Source organism: Agromyces atrinae (assembly GCF_013407835.1).
Lineage (GTDB): Bacteria > Actinomycetota > Actinomycetes > Actinomycetales > Microbacteriaceae > Agromyces > Agromyces atrinae.
The window spans coordinates 980913-998407 of the sequence record NZ_JACCBI010000001.1; the positions used below are offsets into that span (position 1 = coordinate 980913).

General features: G+C 69.4%; 16 protein-coding genes. 4 read left to right on the forward strand and 12 right to left on the reverse strand.

The annotated features are described in order from the left end of the window. Positions 1-57: 57 nt before the first annotated feature. On the reverse strand, positions 58-1353 hold the full coding sequence (gene tyrS, locus BJ972_RS04775; RefSeq protein ID WP_206736483.1) for a tyrosine--tRNA ligase: 1296 nt from the start codon (positions 1351-1353) through the stop codon (positions 58-60). Between the two features lie 128 nt (positions 1354-1481). Between tyrS and BJ972_RS04780 the strand changes: the two genes are divergently transcribed. Genes BJ972_RS04780 through BJ972_RS04790 form a run of 3 tightly spaced genes read left to right on the forward strand, consistent with a single transcriptional unit; the run spans position 1482 to position 3779 of the window. Further along, positions 1482-2111, forward strand: a complete 630-nt coding sequence (locus tag BJ972_RS04780; RefSeq protein ID WP_129172678.1) for a DNA-binding protein — start codon at positions 1482-1484, stop codon at positions 2109-2111. Next, the gene (locus tag BJ972_RS04785) at positions 2108-2698 is read left to right on the forward strand and encodes a hypothetical protein (RefSeq protein WP_129172679.1); all 591 of its coding nucleotides are present in this window, start codon (positions 2108-2110) and stop codon (positions 2696-2698) included. Before BJ972_RS04780 ends, BJ972_RS04785 begins: the two co-directional genes overlap by 4 nt. Before the next feature lie 40 nt (positions 2699-2738). After that, positions 2739-3779, forward strand: coding sequence for an LLM class F420-dependent oxidoreductase (locus tag BJ972_RS04790; protein WP_129172680.1), 1041 nt, complete (start codon positions 2739-2741; stop codon positions 3777-3779). 2 nt (positions 3780-3781) lie between these two features. On the opposite strand, the gene BJ972_RS04795 is transcribed toward BJ972_RS04790, so the two are convergent. The 9 genes from BJ972_RS04795 to BJ972_RS17540 all read right to left on the reverse strand — a co-directional run bounded on the left by BJ972_RS04795 (position 3782) and on the right by BJ972_RS17540 (position 13092). Then, positions 3782-4387 (reverse strand): DNA-3-methyladenine glycosylase, encoded by a 606-nt coding sequence (locus BJ972_RS04795; protein WP_129172681.1) that lies wholly within the window; start codon positions 4385-4387, stop codon positions 3782-3784. After that, positions 4384-5811: an argininosuccinate lyase gene (gene argH / locus BJ972_RS04800; protein ID WP_129172682.1), complete on the reverse strand. Its 1428-nt coding sequence runs from the start codon at positions 5809-5811 to the stop codon at positions 4384-4386. The genes BJ972_RS04795 and argH overlap by 4 nt, the downstream gene beginning before the upstream one ends. Then, positions 5808-6743: an ornithine carbamoyltransferase gene (gene argF / locus BJ972_RS04805; RefSeq protein ID WP_129172683.1), complete on the reverse strand. Its 936-nt coding sequence runs from the start codon at positions 6741-6743 to the stop codon at positions 5808-5810. Before argF ends, argH begins: the two co-directional genes overlap by 4 nt. After that, positions 6740-7948: an acetylornithine transaminase gene (locus tag BJ972_RS04810; protein ID WP_129172684.1), complete on the reverse strand. Its 1209-nt coding sequence runs from the start codon at positions 7946-7948 to the stop codon at positions 6740-6742. The genes argF and BJ972_RS04810 overlap by 4 nt, the downstream gene beginning before the upstream one ends. Next, entirely contained in the window at positions 7945-8832 is an 888-nt protein-coding gene (gene argB / locus BJ972_RS04815) for an acetylglutamate kinase (RefSeq protein WP_129172685.1), read from the reverse strand. Before argB ends, BJ972_RS04810 begins: the two co-directional genes overlap by 4 nt. Before the next feature lie 14 nt (positions 8833-8846). Further along, positions 8847-9998 (reverse strand): bifunctional glutamate N-acetyltransferase/amino-acid acetyltransferase ArgJ, encoded by a 1152-nt coding sequence (gene argJ / locus BJ972_RS04820; protein WP_129172686.1) that lies wholly within the window; start codon positions 9996-9998, stop codon positions 8847-8849. Beyond that, a complete protein-coding gene (gene argC / locus BJ972_RS04825) occupies positions 9995-11038 on the reverse strand; it encodes an N-acetyl-gamma-glutamyl-phosphate reductase (protein ID WP_129172687.1) in 1044 nt (347 codons plus the stop codon). The genes argJ and argC overlap by 4 nt, the downstream gene beginning before the upstream one ends. Before the next feature lie 204 nt (positions 11039-11242). Further along, positions 11243-11905, reverse strand: a complete 663-nt coding sequence (locus tag BJ972_RS17640) for a response regulator (RefSeq protein ID WP_129172688.1) — start codon at positions 11903-11905, stop codon at positions 11243-11245. Continuing rightward, complete coding sequence (locus tag BJ972_RS17540) at positions 11902-13092, reverse strand: sensor histidine kinase (protein WP_179419922.1); 1191 nt, start codon at positions 13090-13092, stop codon at positions 11902-11904. Before BJ972_RS17540 ends, BJ972_RS17640 begins: the two co-directional genes overlap by 4 nt. Before the next feature lie 156 nt (positions 13093-13248). On the opposite strand from BJ972_RS17540, the gene BJ972_RS04840 reads away from it, so the two are divergent. Next, entirely contained in the window at positions 13249-13899 is a 651-nt protein-coding gene (locus BJ972_RS04840; protein WP_129172690.1) for a hypothetical protein, read from the forward strand. On the opposite strand, the gene pheT is transcribed toward BJ972_RS04840, so the two are convergent. Both pheT and pheS read right to left on the reverse strand, forming a co-directional pair. Continuing rightward, positions 13875-16394 (reverse strand): phenylalanine--tRNA ligase subunit beta, encoded by a 2520-nt coding sequence (pheT, locus tag BJ972_RS04845; protein ID WP_129172691.1) that lies wholly within the window; start codon positions 16392-16394, stop codon positions 13875-13877. The two genes, BJ972_RS04840 and pheT, sit on opposite strands and share 25 nt — an antisense overlap. Position 16395: 1 nt before the next feature. Next, a complete protein-coding gene (gene pheS, locus BJ972_RS04850) occupies positions 16396-17436 on the reverse strand; it encodes a phenylalanine--tRNA ligase subunit alpha (RefSeq protein WP_129172692.1) in 1041 nt (346 codons plus the stop codon). Positions 17437-17495 lie beyond the last annotated feature (59 nt).

The following is a 17495-nucleotide window of genomic DNA, read 5'->3' on the forward strand; positions in this document are numbered from 1 at the left end:
CGCGCTCCCCCGCCCGTCACATCCGACCATAGTCAGACGCGAGGGCAGCGGTGCGGGTCAGACGACGAAGACGCCGGCGAGGGTCTTCTTGCCGCGACGGAGCACGGCCATGCCGCTCGCCAGCGATCGACCTTCGATCGTGGCATCGGCGTCGTCGACCTTGACGTTGTTAACGTAGACACCGCCCTGCGAGATCGCCCGCCTCGCCTCACTGAGACTCTGCGTGAGACCGGTGTCGGCGAGGAGGTGCGCGATCGATGCATCGATCGATGTCGTCGTGTTCGGCAGCTCGCGGAGAGCAGCTTCGAGGGTCGCAGCGTCGAGCACGTCGAGATCGCCGTTGCCGAACAGCGCCTGAGAAGCGTGGATGACGGCATCCGTCGCCTCGTCGCCATGCACGATGCGGGTGACCTCGCGAGCGAGGGTGCGCTGCGCCTCACGCCGGAAGGGCTCGGCTTCGACGAGCGACTGGAGTTGCTCGATCTCCGCGCGGCTCAGGAAGGTGAAGATCTTCAGGCGCTCGACGACATCGGCGTCGTCGGTGTTGAGCCAGAACTGGTAGAAGCGGTACGGGCTGCACATCTCGGCGTCGAGCCAGATCGCATTGCCCTCGCTCTTGCCGAACTTGGTGCCGTCACTGTTCGTGATGAGGGGCGTGCCGATGGCGTGCACGCCCTCGCCCTCGACCCGTCGGATGAGGTCCGTTCCGCTCGTGAGGTTTCCCCACTGATCGCTGCCTCCGGTCTGCAGCACGCATCCGTACTGACGGAAGAGCTCGAGGAAGTCGAGGCCCTGAAGGATCTGGTAGCTGAACTCCGTGTAGCTGATGCCCGCGTCCGAATTGAGCCGGGCTGCGACGGCGTCCTTCTTGAGCATGGTGCCGACGCGATAGTGCTTGCCGATCTCTCGGAGGAAGTCGATGGCCGACAGCGGCGCCGTCCAGTCGAGGTTGTTGACGAGCGTGACGCCGTTCTCGCCGTCATCCGAGAGGAATCGGGAGACCTGCCCCTGGAGGTATCCGACCCACTCGGCGACGGTCTCCTTGGTGTTCAGCGTGCGCTCGGCCGACGGCCGCGGGTCACCCACAAGTCCTGTCGAGCCCCCGACGAGACCCAGCGGGCGGTGCCCCGCGAGCTGGAGGCGGCGCATGAGCAGCAGTTGCACGAGGTTGCCCAGGTGGAGACTCGGCGCCGTGGGATCGAACCCGCAGTAGTACGTGATCGATCCGCCCGCGAGCAGCTCCTTCAGCTCGGTCTCGTTCGTCGAGACGTGAACGAGGCCACGCCAAACGATCTCCTCCCACACGTCGGGGAAGGAAGGATCGTTCTTCTGGGCGTCGAGGATCGCAGACACGCCTGTCAGTGTATCGCCGCACACGACGCGCCTCCGCCACGATGAGGTATAGAGGCTTATGTTTGCGGATATAACCCTGTATGCTTATGTGAACCGATATAAGCCTCCACGTTGAGGAGGGACGCATCATGTTCGTCATCACCGCCGACCAGATCGACAGCCGCACGACCCCCGACAGGGTCGGGCCGGCACGCACCGATCTGAACGATCGGTACCGCGACCGGCTCGCACTCGCCGCCGACCGCAATGCCGGCGACGAGCTGCAGATACTGACCGCCGATGCCGGCACCGCGCTCGAGATCGTGCTCGAACTCACCCGCACGGACGCGTGGAGCGTCGGGCTCGGCGTGGGCGCCGTGCGACGCCCGCTTCCCGACGACGTCAGAGAGGCGACCGGCGACGCGTTCTTCGCCGCGCGGCTCGGTGTCGACCGCGCCAAGCGCAAACTGACACGGTTCGCCATCGGAGTCCTCGCGGGTTCGCGATCGGCGGTCGCGACGAGCGACGCCGAGGCGCTCGTTGATCTCCTCCTCGCACTACGGCAACGACGGAGTGCCGCCGGGTGGGAGCTCTACGACCTGCTGCGTTCGGGGCTCCCCCAGTCGGATGCCGCGACCGAACTCGCCATCAGCCAGCCCGCCGTCAGTTCACGGGCGCGAGCAGCGAACCTCAGGATCGAAGCGGATGCCGAACCCGCACTCTGTAGGCTGCTGGAGAGCCTCGACCGCGAGGCGTCGACGAGCGAGGAGGACCGATGATCGCACCCGTCGAGCTGGCCCCCGTGCTCAGCTGGATCGTGCTCGTCATCGCGGTGTCCGCGAGCGCGACCATCGCCGTCTTCTCGTTCTACCGGCCCAACCGAGCACTGACGTGGATCTCTGCCGTCCTGCTCGGAGCCTCTCTTCTCGTGGCCGCACTGGTACCCGAGGCCCCGCCCGCGAGCATCACCGTCTACCTCTCGCTCGCCTCGCTGGCGATCGCCATCTTCGGCGGCGGGCCTGCGGCCGTCCTGGCTCTCGACCTCGCCATGCGCGGGAGCGTCCAAGCCGGTGCGCACGGCGGCATCCTCGTCATGCCCGCCTCGACGGCGCCCGGCGTCCTCCCCGAACGTCGAGAGGTCCTCCGAGGCGGCACGACGATCGGCATCCTCGAGCGCATCGCCACAGCGGGTGCCATCCTGCTCGGCTTCCCCGAGGCCCTCGCCATCGTCGTGGCCGTCAAGGGCGTCGGCCGCTTCACCGAACTCGAAGCGGCCGAGTCCCGCGAACGCTTCATCATCGGTACGCTCGCGAGCCTCATCTGGGCGTGCGCCGCAGCGATCCTCGTGAGGCTCGCGAGTTCCTGAACGACCACGCCCCGACACCACCGGAATGCGAAGGAGCACGATGGACATCGGCATGATGCTCGACTACTCAGGCGGCTTCCGCGAGGCCGTCGCCGAAGTGCGCGAGCTCGAGAACGCGGGGCTCGACGTCATCGTCGTTCCCGAGGCCTACTCGTTCGACGCGGTGAGCCAGCTCGGCTATCTCGCCGCTGCGACGGAACGCATCCGCCTCGCGAGCGGGATCCTCCAGATCTACACGCGGACCCCGACGCTCACCGCGATGACCGCCGCGGGACTCGACTACGTCTCGGACGGCCGATTCATCCTCGGCATCGGCGCATCCGGCCCGCAGGTCATCGAAGGCTTCCACGGAGTGCGGTACGACGCTCCGCTCGGGCGCATCCGCGAGATCGTCGAGATCTGCCGGTCGGTCTGGCTCCGCGAGCGTCTCGAGCACGACGGGCGCCACTATCGCATCCCGCTTCCCGCCGACGAGGGCACGGGGCTCGGCAAGCCGCTCAAGCTCATCAACCAGCCTGTACGTGATCGAATCCCCATCGTCATTGCCGCTCTCGGTCCGCAGAGCGTCGCACAGACCGCCGAGATCGCCGAGGGATGGCAGCCGCACCTGTTCCACCCCGAACGAGCCGCGCGCGTGTGGGGCGATTCGCTCGCGAAGGGCCGAGCGAAGCGATCCCCCGAACTCGGCCCGCTCGAGATCGTCGCGAGCCCCGCCCTCGCGATCGGCGAGGACGCCGATGCGTTCCTGCCCCTCATCAAGCCGCACCTCGCGCTCTACATCGGCGGTATGGGCGCGCGGGGCAAGAACTTCTACAACGATCTCGTGGCCGGCTACGGCTATGAGGCCGAAGCCGCCCTCATCCAGGACCTCTATCTCGACGGGCGGAAGGACGAGGCCGCGGCCGCCGTTCCCGACGAGCTCGCGCGCGAGCTCTCGCTCATCGGACCGGCCGGGTACGTCGCCGAGCGCATCGCGGCGTTCAGGGAGGCCGGGGTGACGACGCTCACGGTCGCTCCCCTCGCTCGCACGAGTGCCGACCGCATCCAGCAGATCAGCGAGCTGCGCGTACTCGCCGGTTGAAATCAGCCGAGGGCGCGCGGGTGACGCTTGTACGGTGACACCCCGGCGTCCCCGGGAATCCAGAATCGCCAGGGATAGTCGCCGCCGCCGCCCGCTCCGCTCACTCCCGTGCGCGGTCCCGACTCGAACGTCACCGTCTCGGCCGGCAGCGTGAGCGAGAACGGCGACGACAGCAGATCTGCGCCGTCGGCCGCGAGAGGAACTCCGAGAGCGAGACCGAGTCGCGCCGGACCGCGGGCCAGGTCGCGATCGATGGATGCCGTCGGGCGACGCTCTCGAGCGAGTTCGAGCCCCGCGACGACCGTGCCTCCGCGCAGCAGGACGGCACCCGCCTCACCGCTCGAGTGCGCGACGACATTGAGGCAGACATGCATACCGTACGTGAAGTACGCGTACAGGTGCCCCGGCTCGGCGAACATCGTCGCCGTGCGCGGCGTCGGGCCGCGATGGGCGTGCGAACCCGGGTCTCGGCCGACTCCGCGATACGCCTCGACCTCGCTCAGACGGATCGAGACGGTCCCGGCGTCCGTGACGTGCGTCAGTGTCGCGCCGAGGAGCCTCGGCGCGACACTGACGGGATCGTCTCGGAAGACGGAGCGATCGATCAGACGCGCCGTTCGGGGAGCGCGGCCGACAGGAGCCGGATCCGCGCGGTGAGAGCGGTGAACTGATCGGCGACGCGCGCGGGAGCGGTGCCCCCGAGCCCATCACGGCTCGCGACCGAGCCCTCGATCGTGAGCACGTCGCGCACGGACGGTTCGAGCAGCGGCGAGACCGCAGCGAGCTCGTCGTCGGAGAGGCCGGCGAGGTCGACGCCGCGTTCCTCCGCCGCACGCACGAGCGCTCCCGTGATCTCGTGCGCATCACGGAACGGCACATGGCGCTTCACGAGCCACTCGGCGACATCGGTCGCGAGCGAGAATCCCTGCGGTGCGAGCTCGGCCATGCGCTCCGTGTGGAACGTGAGCGTCGAGACCATGCCCGTGAAGGCGGGAAGCAGGACTTCGAGAGTCTCGACCGAGTCGAAGACCGGCTCCTTGTCCTCCTGCAGGTCGCGGTTGTACGCGAGCGGCAGACCCTTCAGCGTCGTGAGCAGGCCCGTGAGGTTGCCGATGAGACGACCCGACTTCCCGCGCGCGAGCTCGGCGATATCGGGGTTCTTCTTCTGCGGCATGATCGACGAACCCGTCGAGTAGCCGTCGTGCAGCGTGACGAAGGCGAACTCGCGCGTGTTCCAGAGGATGATCTCCTCCGAGATGCGCGACAGGTCGACCCCGATCTGCGCGGTGATGAATGCGAACTCCGCGACGACGTCGCGGCTCGCCGTGCCGTCGATCGAGTTCTCGACGACGCCGCCGAGCCCGAGGTCGTGCGCGACCGATGCGGCGTCGAGGCCGAGGGTCGAACCCGCGAGCGCGCCCGAGCCGTACGGCGAGACGTTCGCGCGCTTGTCCCAGTCGGCGATGCGTTCCAGGTCGCGCGAGAGCGCCCACGCGTGCGCGAGCAGGTGGTGCGCGAGGAGCACCGGCTGTGCGTGCTGCAGGTGCGTGCGACCCGGGAGGATCGCCTCGCGATGTGCGTCGGCCTGAGCCGCGAGCGCATCGATGAGGTGCACGAGCTGCGTGCCGATGACGGCCGCGTGGTCGCGCAGGTACAGACGCACGAGCGTCGCGATCTGGTCGTTGCGGCTGCGCCCCGCACGGAGTTTACCGCCGAGCTCGGGACCGACGACCTCGATGAGCGCGGCCTCGAGCGCTCCGTGAACGTCTTCATCGGCATCCGTCGGCAGGAGCGTACCCGACGCGACGTCGGCCTCGAGACGATCGAGACCCGCGATCATGCGGGCGAGCTCATCGGCATCGAGGTAGCCCGCGGCCGAGAGCGCACGGGCGTGCGCGCGTGAACCCGCGAGGTCGTAGGGAGCCAGCTGCCAGTCGAAGTGCGTCGACCGGCTGAGAGCCTGGAGTTCGGGCGAGGGCCCGGAGGCGAATCGTGCGCCCCACAGCGAGCCTTCGTTCGTCTGACCGCTCATGCGCCGACTCCGTTCTTCGCGAGGAGCCAGACGAGAAGAGCCTTCTGCGCGTGCAGACGGTTCTCCGCCTCGTCCCAGATGACGCTCTGCTTGCCGTCGATGACCTCGGCGGTGACCTCGTAGCCACGGTCGGCGGGCAGGCAGTGCAGGAAGATCGCGTCGTCCTTCGCGTGCGCCAGCAGAGCGTCGTCGACACGGTAGGCGCCGAAGGTCGCGACGCGGTGGGCCTTCTCGTCCTCCTTGCCCATCGACACCCACGTGTCGGTGACGACGACGTCGGCCCCGGCGACGGCGGCGACGGGATCCGTGTGGATCGAGACCGATCCACCCGTCGTCGCCGCGATGGCCTCGGCGTCGGCGACGACGCTCGCGGCGGGTGAGAACTCCTGGGGCGAACCGACACGCACGTGCATGCCGGCCGTGGCGCTCGCGAGCACGTAGGACTGCGCCATGTTGCTCGCGCCATCGCCGAGGAAGGCGACCGTGAGGCCGGTGAGGGTTCCCTTGTGCTCGCGGATCGTCAGCAGGTCGGCGAGGAGCTGGCACGGGTGGAAGTCGTCGGAGAGCGCGTTGACGACGGGAACCGTCGTGCCGCGGGCCATCTCTTCGAGACCGGCCTGCCCGTACGTGCGCCAGACGATCGCCGAGACCATGCGCTCGAGCACGCGAGCCGTGTCGCTCGGGGTCTCCTTGCCGCCGAGCTGGCTGTTGGCGGTCGAGATGATGAGCGGGCTGCCGCCGAGGTCGGCGATGCCGACCGCGAAGGAGACCCGCGTGCGCGTCGATGACTTGTCGAAGATGACGGCGACCGTCTGCGGTCCGGCGAGCGGGGTGCGCGACCAGCGGTCGGCCTTCAGCTGCTCGGCGAGATCGAGGATCTCGGTCTGCTCGACGGTCGTGATGTCGTCATCCCGAAGGAAGTGGCGGGTCATGCGTTCTCCAGAGTGGTCGTGTCTGATGCGTCGAGTCGAGCGAGAGCGGCGCGGAACTTCTCGCCGAACTCGGTCACCTCGGCGTCTCCGATGATGAGGGGCGGGGCGAGACGGATGCTCGCGTCGTTCGCCGCGTTGATGATGAGGCCCTCGGCGAGAGCAGCCGTCGCCAGCTCGCCCGCACGCGGTTCGGTGAGCCCGATGCCGATGAGCAGGCCGTGCCCGCGGACCTCGGCGATGAGGGGCGAGTCGATGCTCGAGATGAGCGCGCGCACCTCGTCACCGCGGATACGCGCGTTCTCGACGAGCCCCGCGCCCTCGATCTCGCCGAGGACGGCGTTCGCCACGGCCGTCGCGAGCGGGTTGCCGCCGAACGTCGAGCCGTGCTGGCCCTTCGAGTAGAGGTCGGATGCCGCGCCGACGGTGACAAGCGCGCCGATCGGGAAGCCGCCGCCGATGCCCTTCGCGAGGGTCACGGCATCGGGCAGGATTCCGGCGCGCTGGAACTCGAACCACTCCCCCGTGCGGCCGGCACCGGTCTGGATCTCATCGATGATGAGCAAGGCGCCGTGTGCTCGCGTGAGCTCACGTGCACGGGCGAGGAAACCCTCGGGAAGATCGACGACGCCCGCCTCGCCCTGGATGGGCTCGAGGAAGAGCGCGGCGACCGAATCGTCGATCGCGTGCTCAAGCGCCTCGATCGTGGCGGGGATGTGCTCGACGCCTCCCGGCACGGGCTCGAAGGGAGCACGCATGTGCGGCTTGCCCGTGAGAGCCAGGCTGCCCATCGTGCGCCCGTGGAACGCGTCGACGAGGGCGAGGATGCGGGTGCGCGAACCGTTGGTGTTGTTGAGACGGGCGAGCTTGAACGCCGCCTCGTTGGCCTCGGCGCCCGAGTTGCCGAACCACACCCGGCCGCCGTCGCCCGCACCCGTCAGCCGCACGAGGCGGTCGGCGAGTTCGAGCTGGGGCGGTGTCGAGAAGTAGTTCGAGACGTGCGCGAGCTTTCCGGCCTGCGTCGTCACGGCCTCGACGAACACCGGGTGGGCGTGACCCAGGGCGTTGACGGCGATACCGCCGAGGAAGTCGAGGTACTCGTTGCCGTCGGAGTCTCGCACGCGGCATCCCTCACCGGAGACGAGTTGGGCGAGCGGATGACCGATGGAGCGCATGATCACGCGGTCGAAGTCGGCGTGCCAGTTCATGCGTTTCCTCCTGCCGGCACGACCTCGGTGCCGATGCCGCTCTGCGTGAAGATCTCGAGCAGGATCGAGTGCGGAACACGGCCGTCGATGATCGCCGCCTTCGACACGCCGCCCTCGACGGCCTCGAGGCACGCCGTCATCTTGGGGATCATGCCCGACTCGAGCTGCGGGAGCAGTTCGATGAGCTCGGGAACTTCGATGACCGATACGAGCGATTCGCGGTTCGGCCAGTCGCTGTAGAGTCCGGCGACGTCAGTGAGGATGACGAGCTTCGCCGCACCGAGCGCGATCGCGAGCGAAGCCGCGGCCGAATCGGCGTTGACGTTGAGCGACTGACCCGCGACGTCGGAGTCGGGTGCGATCGATGAGATGACCGGGATGCGCCCCGCATCGAGCAGAGCGTGCACACCGGCGGGGTCGACCGAGACGACGTCGCCGACGAGCCCGAGGTCGACCTCGACGCCGTCGACGATCGCGCCGCGCTTCCGGCCGCGGAAGAGGCCCGCGTCCTCGCCCGACAGACCGGCCGCGAGGGGGCCGTGCTCATTGATGAGCGAGACGAGCTCGCGGTTGACTTGCCCCGTGAGCACCATACGCACGACGTCCATCGCCTCGGGCGTCGTCACACGGTAGCCGCCGCGGAACTCGCTCTCGATGCCGAGGCGCTCGAGCATCGACGAGATCTGCGGGCCGCCGCCGTGCACGATGACCGGGCGGATGCCGGCGTAGTGCAGGTAGACCATGTCTTCGGCGAAACTGCGCTGCAGCTCCTCGCTGACCATGGCGTTGCCGCCGAACTTCACGACGACGGTCTCGCCGTGGAAGCGCTTGAGCCACGGAAGGGCTTCGATGAGTGTTCCGGCCTTCGCCGCTGCGTCATTCATGTCGCGCTCCCCTCTCAACTCGAGTACGCACTGTTCTCATGCACGTAGTCGTGCGTGAGGTCGTTCGTGAGGATCGTCGCCGTCGCGTCGCCCGAATGGAGCTCGATGAGCACGTGGGTGGCACGCGGCGTGAGGTCGACGGCGTCGCGCGGGGCATCGGGTTCGCCCGCGTGGCAGACGCGCACCCCGTTCATGCTGACGTCGACCGCGTAGGGATCGAACTCGGCCTCGGTCGTTCCGATCGCGGCGAGCACCCGGCCCCAGTTCGGATCGTTGCCGAAGATCGCGGCCTTGAAGAGGTTGTTGCGCGCCACGGAACGGCCGACCTCGACGGCGTCGTCCTCGGACGCTGCTCCGACGACCTCGATCGCGATGTTGTGGCTCGCGCCCTCGGCATCCGCTTGGAGCTGCTCGGCGAGCGAACGGCAGACGGCCGTGACGGCATCGGTGAACGCTGCGGCGTCGGGGACGACGCCCGACGCACCCGACGCGAGCAGTGTCACCTGATCGTTCGTCGACATGCAGCCGTCGGAGTCGAGCCGGTCGAACGTCACACGCGTCGCAGCGCGGAGTGCCGTGTCGAGACCGGCGGCATCGACGTCGGCGTCGGTCGTCAGCACGACGAGCATCGTCGCGAGGCCCGGCGCGAGCATTCCCGCACCCTTCGCCATGCCTCCGATGCTCCAGCCGTCGCCGCTCACGAGGGCGGTCTTCGGCACGGAGTCGGTCGTCATGATCGCCCGAGCGGCATCGTCACCGCCGTCGGCGGAGAGAACCGACGTCGCCGTGTGGACGCCGGCCACGAGGACGTCGGCATCGAGCTGGTCGCCGATGAGCCCCGTCGAGCAGACGAGCACGTCGCCGGCCGAGACGTCGAGAGCTTCACCGACCGCCTCAGCCGTCTGGTGCGTGACCTGGAAGCCCCGCGGGCCGGTGAAGCAGTTGGCCCCGCCCGAGTTGAGGACGATCGCCGCGACCTGACCGTCGAGGATGACCTTCTCGCTCCAGAGGATGGGGTTGGCCTTGGCGCGGTTCGACGTGAAGACCGCCGCTGCGGCCTGACGTGGGCCGCGGTTGACGACGAGCGCGAGGTCGGGGGCACCCGAGGCCTTGATGCCAGCTGCGATGCCGGCCGCGTCGAATCCGAGAGGAGAGGTGACGCTCACGGGGCGACTCCATTCACGCTGAGGCCCGTGGCTTCGGGCAGGCCGAGGGCGATGTTCGCGGACTGGATCGCGGCGCCCGCCGTGCCCTTCACGAGGTTGTCGACGGCGGCGACCACGACGACGCGACCCGCCGCCTCGTCGACCGCGAGGCCGATGAGTGCGGTGTTCGCGCCGAGCACGTCGGCCGTGCGCGGGAACTGGCCTTCAGGCAGCACCTGCACGAACGTCTCGCCCGCGTAGGCGTCCGTCCATGCGGCCCGCACGCTCGCGGCATCCGCACCCGGGGCGAGCTTCGCCGTCGACGTCGCGAGGATTCCGCGCGACATGGGGACGAGGAGCGGGGTGAAGGAGATGGTCGGCGCGTTCGCGCCCGCCCACCGCAGGGCCTGCTGGATCTCGGGGATGTGCCGGTGCGAGCCTCCGACGGCGTACGCGCTCGCGCTGCCGAGCATCTCGCTCGCGAGGAGGTGGGTCTTGAGGCTCTTGCCCGCGCCCGACGGTCCGACGGCGAGGACGGTGACCAGGTCGCGCTCGTCGATCACGCCGGCACGGATGCCGGGAGCGAGCGAGAGGGCGACGGTCGAGGCGTTGCAGCCGGGAGCCGCGATGCGCGTCGCCCCGGCGAGCCGATCCCGCTGGGTGCCCTTCGTGCGCGGAAGCTCGGGAACGCCGTACTGCCACGCGCCGAAGAAGTCTCCCCCGTAGAACGCGGCCCAGTCGGCCTCGCTCTCGAGGCGGTGGTCTGCACCGCAGTCGATCACGAGCGAATGCTCGTCGAGTTCGGCGGAGATCGCACCCGAGGCTCCGTGCGGGAGCGCGAGGAACACGATGTCGTGCCCGCGCAGATTCTCGGCGTTCGTCTCGGCGAGCGTCAGATGGGTGTACGAGCGGAGATGGGGCTGAACGGCTGTGAGCGGCTGCCCCGCATTCGAGTGCGCGGTGACGGTACGCACATCGAACTCGGGATGGTCGGCGATGAGGCGTAGGAGTTCGCCTCCCGCATAGCCGGATGCGCCGGAGACGGCGACCGAATACGTCATGGATCTACCTTATGGGTGTCGAGGAACGGGACCGGGACCGGCGACCTCCTCGACGCGCGGCCGGAGCCGCGGCGAAGGGTCGCCTAGAGTCGCTCGCCCCGACGTCGACGCGCACCGGAGACCTGCGCGAGGCGCTGGTCGGTCACGATGCTCTGCATGGTGCGACCTTAGCGCTCGGGCGCCCCGCCGTGCAAAACGTCGCCGTCATGGGGCGTCGCGCTCGAACCGGGCGAGCAGTGCGCCCTGAGTGCGCGACACGATGCCGAGCTTCGCGAGCACGCGCGACACGTGGGTCTTCGCGGTCGCCTCCGAGATCCCGAGACGTGCGGCGAGCGCGGCGTTCGAGTCGCCGTAGCCGAGCGCGTCGAGCACGTCCCGCTCGCGCGCGGTCAGCTCGCCGAGACGCGCCGAGGCTTCGGGGAACGGGCTGACCCGTGCCGGCGGGGACGGCGCGCGCAACCGCGCGAAGACGGCCTCGGTCACCTCCGGGGAGAGGATCGACTGCCCTGCCGCGACACGGCGGACGGCGTCGGCGAGTTCGTCGGCCGAGGCCGTCTTGAGGAGGAAGCCACGAGCGCCGACGCCGATCGCGGCATCGACGTACTCGTCGAAGCCGAAGGTCGTCAGCACGACGATACGACGGTGGGGATCGCGCTCGAGGAGGGCCCGCGTCGCGGCGATGCCGTCGAGCACGGGCATCTGGATGTCCATGAGCACGACGTCGGGATCGAGGACGTCGGCCCGGTGGAGCGCCTCGCGGCCATCGGCCGCGTCACCCACGACGGAGATGCCGTCCTCGCCATCGAGGAGTGCGGTGAGACCCGCACGCACCGCGGCATGGTCGTCGACGATGAGCACGCGGATCACGGGGCTGCCTCCAGCCGGGTCGTCAGCTGTAGGCGAGCGGCGAAGACCCACTCGTCGTCGATCGGGCCGGCTTCGACCGTTCCTCCGAGGAGGCGCGCTCGTTCCCGCGCTCCGACGAGGCCCAGGCCTCCCGTGAGTCGCGCGTCGCGCGTCGATGCCGCACCCTCGACGACGATCGCGTTCGTCACCGTGAGGCTGAGCGCGTTCTCGTCGATGTCGAGCACCATGATCACGCGCGCGCCCGGCGCGTGCTTTCGAACGTTGGTGAGTGCCTCGCGCACGAGGCGGGCGAGCGCGAGATCGATGTCTCCGCGGAGAGCACGGGTGTCGCCGCTCTCGGAGAGCGTGATGTCGATGCCGACCGCCCGCGCCTGCTCGACGACGTCGCGCCAGTTCTCGAGGAGCATGCCGGGTGCGGCCGAGTCGCCAGGGTCGCGGAGTGCTCCGATCGTACGACGCACGTTGCCGATCGCGTCGTGGGCCGCGGTGCGCACCTGTTCGAGCGACTCCCGCACCACGGGGTCGTCGCCTCCGCCGCGCCGCAGCGCGATCTCCGACCGCAACGCGATGGCAGCGAGGTCACCGGCGAGGACGTCATGGAGCTCTCGCGCGATCGCCAGGCGCTCTTCGGCGAGCGCCCGGGCCTGATCGGCGTCGACGGCGCGCTCGATCGCCTCGGCCCTCGCCCGCTCGCGTTCCGCCTCGACGCGCGGGGCGCGCACCGAGCGCCCCCACCACAGCGAGATGGCGAGGGTCATCGGGATCACCGCGAACGGTGCGACGAGCGGAGCGGCCGACGTCGCGAGCAGGAGCGCCGCGGCGAGAGCGGTCGCGGCAGAGACGTACCAGAGCACGTCGACGACACGGCGGTCGTCGTCGCGACCCAGGAGGTAGACGAGGTCGGCGACGAGGATGAACGCCCCGATCGGCGTGGAACCGAAGACGATGGCGTCGGCCGCGACGAGCCCGACCGAGAGGGCGAGGCACAGCGTCGTCCGACGGAGGCGGAAGAGGTGGATGACGGCGAGCACGCCGATCAACGCGAGGTCGATGCCGACGGGCGCGTCAGGGGCCGCCGGCCGCCACTCGAGCGAGAATCCGAGGGCTGCGAGGATCATGCCGAGCGCCGCGTAGGCGACCGTGAGGAGGGTGTCGGCGTGACGACTCCCCCACTGCTTCAGTCCCACCCCGGTATCGCGCACTGTCCCATCCAACCAAGGCTGACCCTCCGCGTCGACCGCCGAAAGGCTGGATGCGCCCTGCATCGAAAGATGTATGCCCGGGCGGCGCACTGCACGATTCCGGCTGATTCGCGCCGGGCACCGCACCGGCATCGTCGAACCATGGACTCTCTCATGCACGACAGCCCGCTCGTCTTCGCCATCCTCGGTGCAGAGGTGCTCTTCTGGCTGCTCCTCGTCGGAGGGCTCGCCGCCCGCTATCTCGCGCGATGGACCCGCGTGAGCCGCGTGCTGCTGCTCAGCGTGCCGCTCGTCGACGTCGCACTCATCACACTCACCGCGATCGACCTCGCGAACGGGGCGACGCCCAACTGGTCGCACGCCCTCGCCGCCGTCTATCTCGGCTTCACCGTCGGATTCGGCCACTCGATCATCACCAGCATGGACGCCTGGTTCTCTCACCGCTTCGCCGGAGGGCCCGCTCCGGCGCGACACCCGAAGAGCGGTCCTGCGTACATCCGGCGCATGTGGGCCGAGTGGCTGCGCGCGCTCGTCGCCTGGTCTCTCGCCGTGCCCGCGCTGCTGGTGATGATCGCCGTCTCCGGTTGGACCGTTCCGACGAGCATCGAGGCGGCGTTCGAGGGCGACCTCTGGTCGTGGGTCGCGCGGATCACGCTCGTCCTCGTCGCGTGGCTCGTCTTCGGCCCGGTCTACGCGCTGCTGTTCCGCTGGCAGACGGAGGAGAGCACCGAGGGGTCACCGACGACTGCCGATGACCCCTCGACGGCTCACTCGCGGAGCGTCGCCCCGTAGCTCTCGGTCGCTCGCGCGGCACCGGCAAGCTTCGCCTCGCTCGCCTCGGCAGCCGTGAGAGTGCGATCGGTCGCGCGGAAGCGCAGGGCGAAGGTCAGGCTCTTCTCGTCGGGCCCGACTCCCGCGCCGCGGTAGTCGTCCACGAGCGCGATCGACTCGAGGAGCTCGCCCGCACCGTCGCGCACGACGGCCTCGATGTCGCCCGCGGGAATCGCGCGCGATACGACGAGCGAGAGGTCCTGCGTGGCGGCCGGGAAGACCGAGATCGGCGCGGCCTGCACGATGCCGTCGGTGAGGCGGATGACGCGGTCGAGGTCGATCTCGGCGACGGCGACGACGCGCGGGAGATCGGCCTCGTCGGCGTAGGTCGGAAGGAGCTCACCCGCGAAGCCGACGATCTCGCCGGCGACGCGCAGCTCGGCGGTGCGTCCCGGGTGGAGGGCGGCGTGCGAGCCATTGGCCACCTCGAGCGTGCCGCCCGCGGCGCGCACGATCGTGCGTGCTGCTTCGAGCGCATCGGCGATGCCCGAGGGCACGGGTGCGACGCCCGGCTGCTTGACCGATCGGTTGCCGAGGATGAGCACGGCGACGTGGCGCGGCTGCGGCGGGATCGACGCATCGATCGCCGCGAGCTGCTCGTCACTCGGCCGCGCCGCTCCGGGCGGGATCGTGTCGGTGCCGTAGGTCACCCCGGGCTCGGGGCGGAAGACCGCACCGGCTTCGAAGATCGCGAGATCGCCGAACCCGCGCGACAGGTTGCGGTGCGCGACCTCGACGAGACCCGGCAGCAGGGACGTGCGCAGGTAGGGAGCGCTCGCATCGAGTGCATTCGCGAGCTTCACCTGCGCGATGGGTTCACCCGTGGCCGAACCGAAGCGGTTGTTCGTCGCCTCGGTGAGGAACGGGTAGGAGACGACCTCCGTCACACCGCTCGCCGCGAGGGCGTTCGACACCTGTCGCCGCAGGACCTGCGCGCGCGTGAGCCCGCGCTGCGGCGGAGCCACCGGCAGGACCGACGGAATCGTGTCGTAGCCGACGATGCGCGCGATCTCCTCGGCGAGGGTCCATCGGTCCGTGAGGTCGGGGCGCCACGTCGGTGCCGTGACGGTCCAGCCGTCCTCCGCGTCGACGACGGTCGCACCGATGAGTTCGAGCGCCTCGCGCTGCTGTTCCGGCGTGAAGTCGACGCCGACGAGCCCGGCGGCGAAGGCCTCGGGCAGCGAGATCGCTTCGCGCGCGTCATCCGTCACCAGGTCGGAACCGACCGCGTCGATCGTCCCGCCGGCGAGCTCGACCATGAGGTGTGCGGCGCGGTTCGCGGCCGCGGCCGCGACGCGAGGGTCGACGCCGCGCTCGAAGCGCTTGGACGCCTCGCTCGGGAGCTTGTGACGACGCGCGGATCGCGCGATGGTCACGGGGTCGAACGTCGCCGCCTCGATGAGCACGTCACGCGTCGTGTCGCTCATCTCGGTCGTTCCGCCGCCCATGACGCCGGCGAGCCCGATGGGGCCGGAGTCGTCGGTGATGAGGAGGTCTTCCGTCGACAGGCTGCGCACCTGGCCGTCGAGCGTCTCGATCGTCTCGCCGGCCGTCGCGCGACGCACCGTGATGCCGCCCTGGAGCGTGTCGAGGTCGTAGCCGTGGATCGGCTGCCCGAGCTCGAACATGACGTAGTTCGTAATGTCGACGAGGAGCGAGATCGAGCGCACACCGGCGAGCTTCAGACGGGCGGCGAGCCACGGCGGAGTCGGGCGGGAGGCGTCGACACCGCGCACGACGCGCGTGACGAATCCGGTCGCACCGACGCGGCCACGAATGGGAGCGACGTCATCGACGACGACGGAGAAACCGGATGCCGAGATCGGCGCAACACCGGCGGCCGGATCGGAGAACGGCTGCCCCGTCGCGTGCGAGTACTCGCGCGCGATGCCGCGGATCGAGAAGGCGTAGCCGCGGTCGGGAGTGACGTTGACCTCGACGGCGGAATCGTCGAGCCCGAGGAGCGCGATCGCGTCGGTGCCGACCTCGGGGTCGAGTCCGAGGGTCGACAGGCGCAGGATGCCGTCGTGCTCGTCACCGAGCCCCAGTTCCTTCACCGAGGCGATCATGCCGTCGGAGACGTGACCGTAGGTCTTCCGCGCCGCGATGGGGAACGGCCCGGGGAGGACGGCGCCCGGGAGGGTCACGACGACCTTGTCGCCGACGAAGAAGTTCGAGGCACCGCACACGATTCCGTGCACGGCCGGGCCGCCGTCGGCCGCGGTCTCGTCGCCAGGCGCGACGCGCACCTGGCACCAGCGGATCGTCTTACCGTTCGACTGCGGTTCCTCGACGAACTCGAGCACCTCGCCGACGACGATCGGACCCTGCAGGTCGAACGAATGGAGGTCTTCCTCCTCGAGTCCGACGCGGACGAGCGCCGCATGAACGTCGTCGAGGGTCGACCCCTCGACGAGAGGAGTGAACTCGTTGATCCAGGAGAGCGGGGCCCGCATCTCACACCACCATCCCGAACTGCTGACTGAAACGGATGTCGCCTTCGATGATCTCGCGCATGTCGGAGACGTCGTTGCGGAACATGAGAGTGCGCTCGAAGCCCATACCGAACGCGAAGCCCGAGTAGACGTCGGGGTCGATGCCCGCGGCGCGCAGGACGTTGGGGTTGATCATGCCGCAGCCGCCCCACTCGATCCAGCGCGCACCGCCCTGGAAGGTCGGGTGCCAGATGTCGAGCTCGGCGCTCGGCTCGGTGAAGGGGAAGTAGTTGGGGCGCAGGCGGATCTTCGCCTCGTCGCCGAACATGATGCGTGCGACGTGCTCGAGCGTTCCGCGCAGGTGCGCCATCGTCAGGCCCTTGTCGACGGCGAGACCCTCGAACTGGCTGAAGACGGGAGTGTGCGTCGCATCGAGCTCGTCGGTGCGGTACGTACGGCCCGGAGCGAGGATGTAGATCGGCAACTCGCGGTCGATCATCGAACGCACCTGCACGGGCGACGTGTGCGTGCGCATGACGAGGTGGCGCTCGGCGGGATCGACGAAGAACGTGTCCTGCATCGCGCGAGCCGGGTGGTCCTCGTCGAAGTTCAGCGCGTCGAAGTTGAACCACTCGTGCTCGAGCTCGGGCCCCTCGGCGATCTCCCATCCCATGCCGACGAAGATGTCGGCGATGCGCTCCTGCAGGAGCATGAGCGGGTGACGGGCGCCGGTCGAGCGGAGCGCTCCGAGCGCCGTGACGTCGATCGCCTCGGCGGCGAGGCGAGCCGTGGCCTCCGCCTCGACGATCGCCGACTCGCGAGCGGCGAAGGCCTGGTTGACGCGGCCCCGTGCACCGCCGACGAGCTTGCCGATGGCGGCCTTCTGGTCGTTCGGCACATCGCGCAGCAGCGCGTTGAGCTTCGCGAGGGTCGACGTGCCGCCCGTGTGCTCGGCGCGGACCTGGGTCAGAGCGGATGAATCGTCAGCGGCATCGATCGCTCGCAGAGCGGCCTCGACGGCGGCGTTCACCGCGGATTCGGTGATCTCGGTGGGTTCGGACACAAGAGAAGAGTCTACGGTGCGCGCCCTGCGGAGGACGCGCACCGTACTCGTACGAGCTC

Excerpts from the sequence above, each read along its gene's own strand:
- BJ972_RS04780 (WP_129172678.1), top strand. The coding sequence starts at position 1,482 with ATGTTCGTCATCACCGCCGACCAGATCGACAGCCGCACGACCCCCGAC.
- BJ972_RS04785 (WP_129172679.1), top strand. The coding sequence starts at position 2,108 with ATGATCGCACCCGTCGAGCTGGCCCCCGTGCTCAGCTGGATCGTGCTC.
- BJ972_RS04790 (WP_129172680.1), top strand. The coding sequence starts at position 2,739 with ATGGACATCGGCATGATGCTCGACTACTCAGGCGGCTTCCGCGAGGCC.
- argH (WP_129172682.1), bottom strand. The coding sequence starts at position 5,811 with ATGAGCGGTCAGACGAACGAAGGCTCGCTGTGGGGCGCACGATTCGCC.
- argF (WP_129172683.1), bottom strand. The coding sequence starts at position 6,743 with ATGACCCGCCACTTCCTTCGGGATGACGACATCACGACCGTCGAGCAG.
- BJ972_RS04810 (WP_129172684.1), bottom strand. The coding sequence starts at position 7,948 with ATGAACTGGCACGCCGACTTCGACCGCGTGATCATGCGCTCCATCGGT.
- argB (WP_129172685.1), bottom strand. The coding sequence starts at position 8,832 with ATGAATGACGCAGCGGCGAAGGCCGGAACACTCATCGAAGCCCTTCCG.
- argC (WP_129172687.1), bottom strand. The coding sequence starts at position 11,038 with ATGACGTATTCGGTCGCCGTCTCCGGCGCATCCGGCTATGCGGGAGGC.
- BJ972_RS04840 (WP_129172690.1), top strand. The coding sequence starts at position 13,249 with ATGGACTCTCTCATGCACGACAGCCCGCTCGTCTTCGCCATCCTCGGT.
- pheT (WP_129172691.1), bottom strand. The coding sequence starts at position 16,394 with ATGCGGGCCCCGCTCTCCTGGATCAACGAGTTCACTCCTCTCGTCGAG.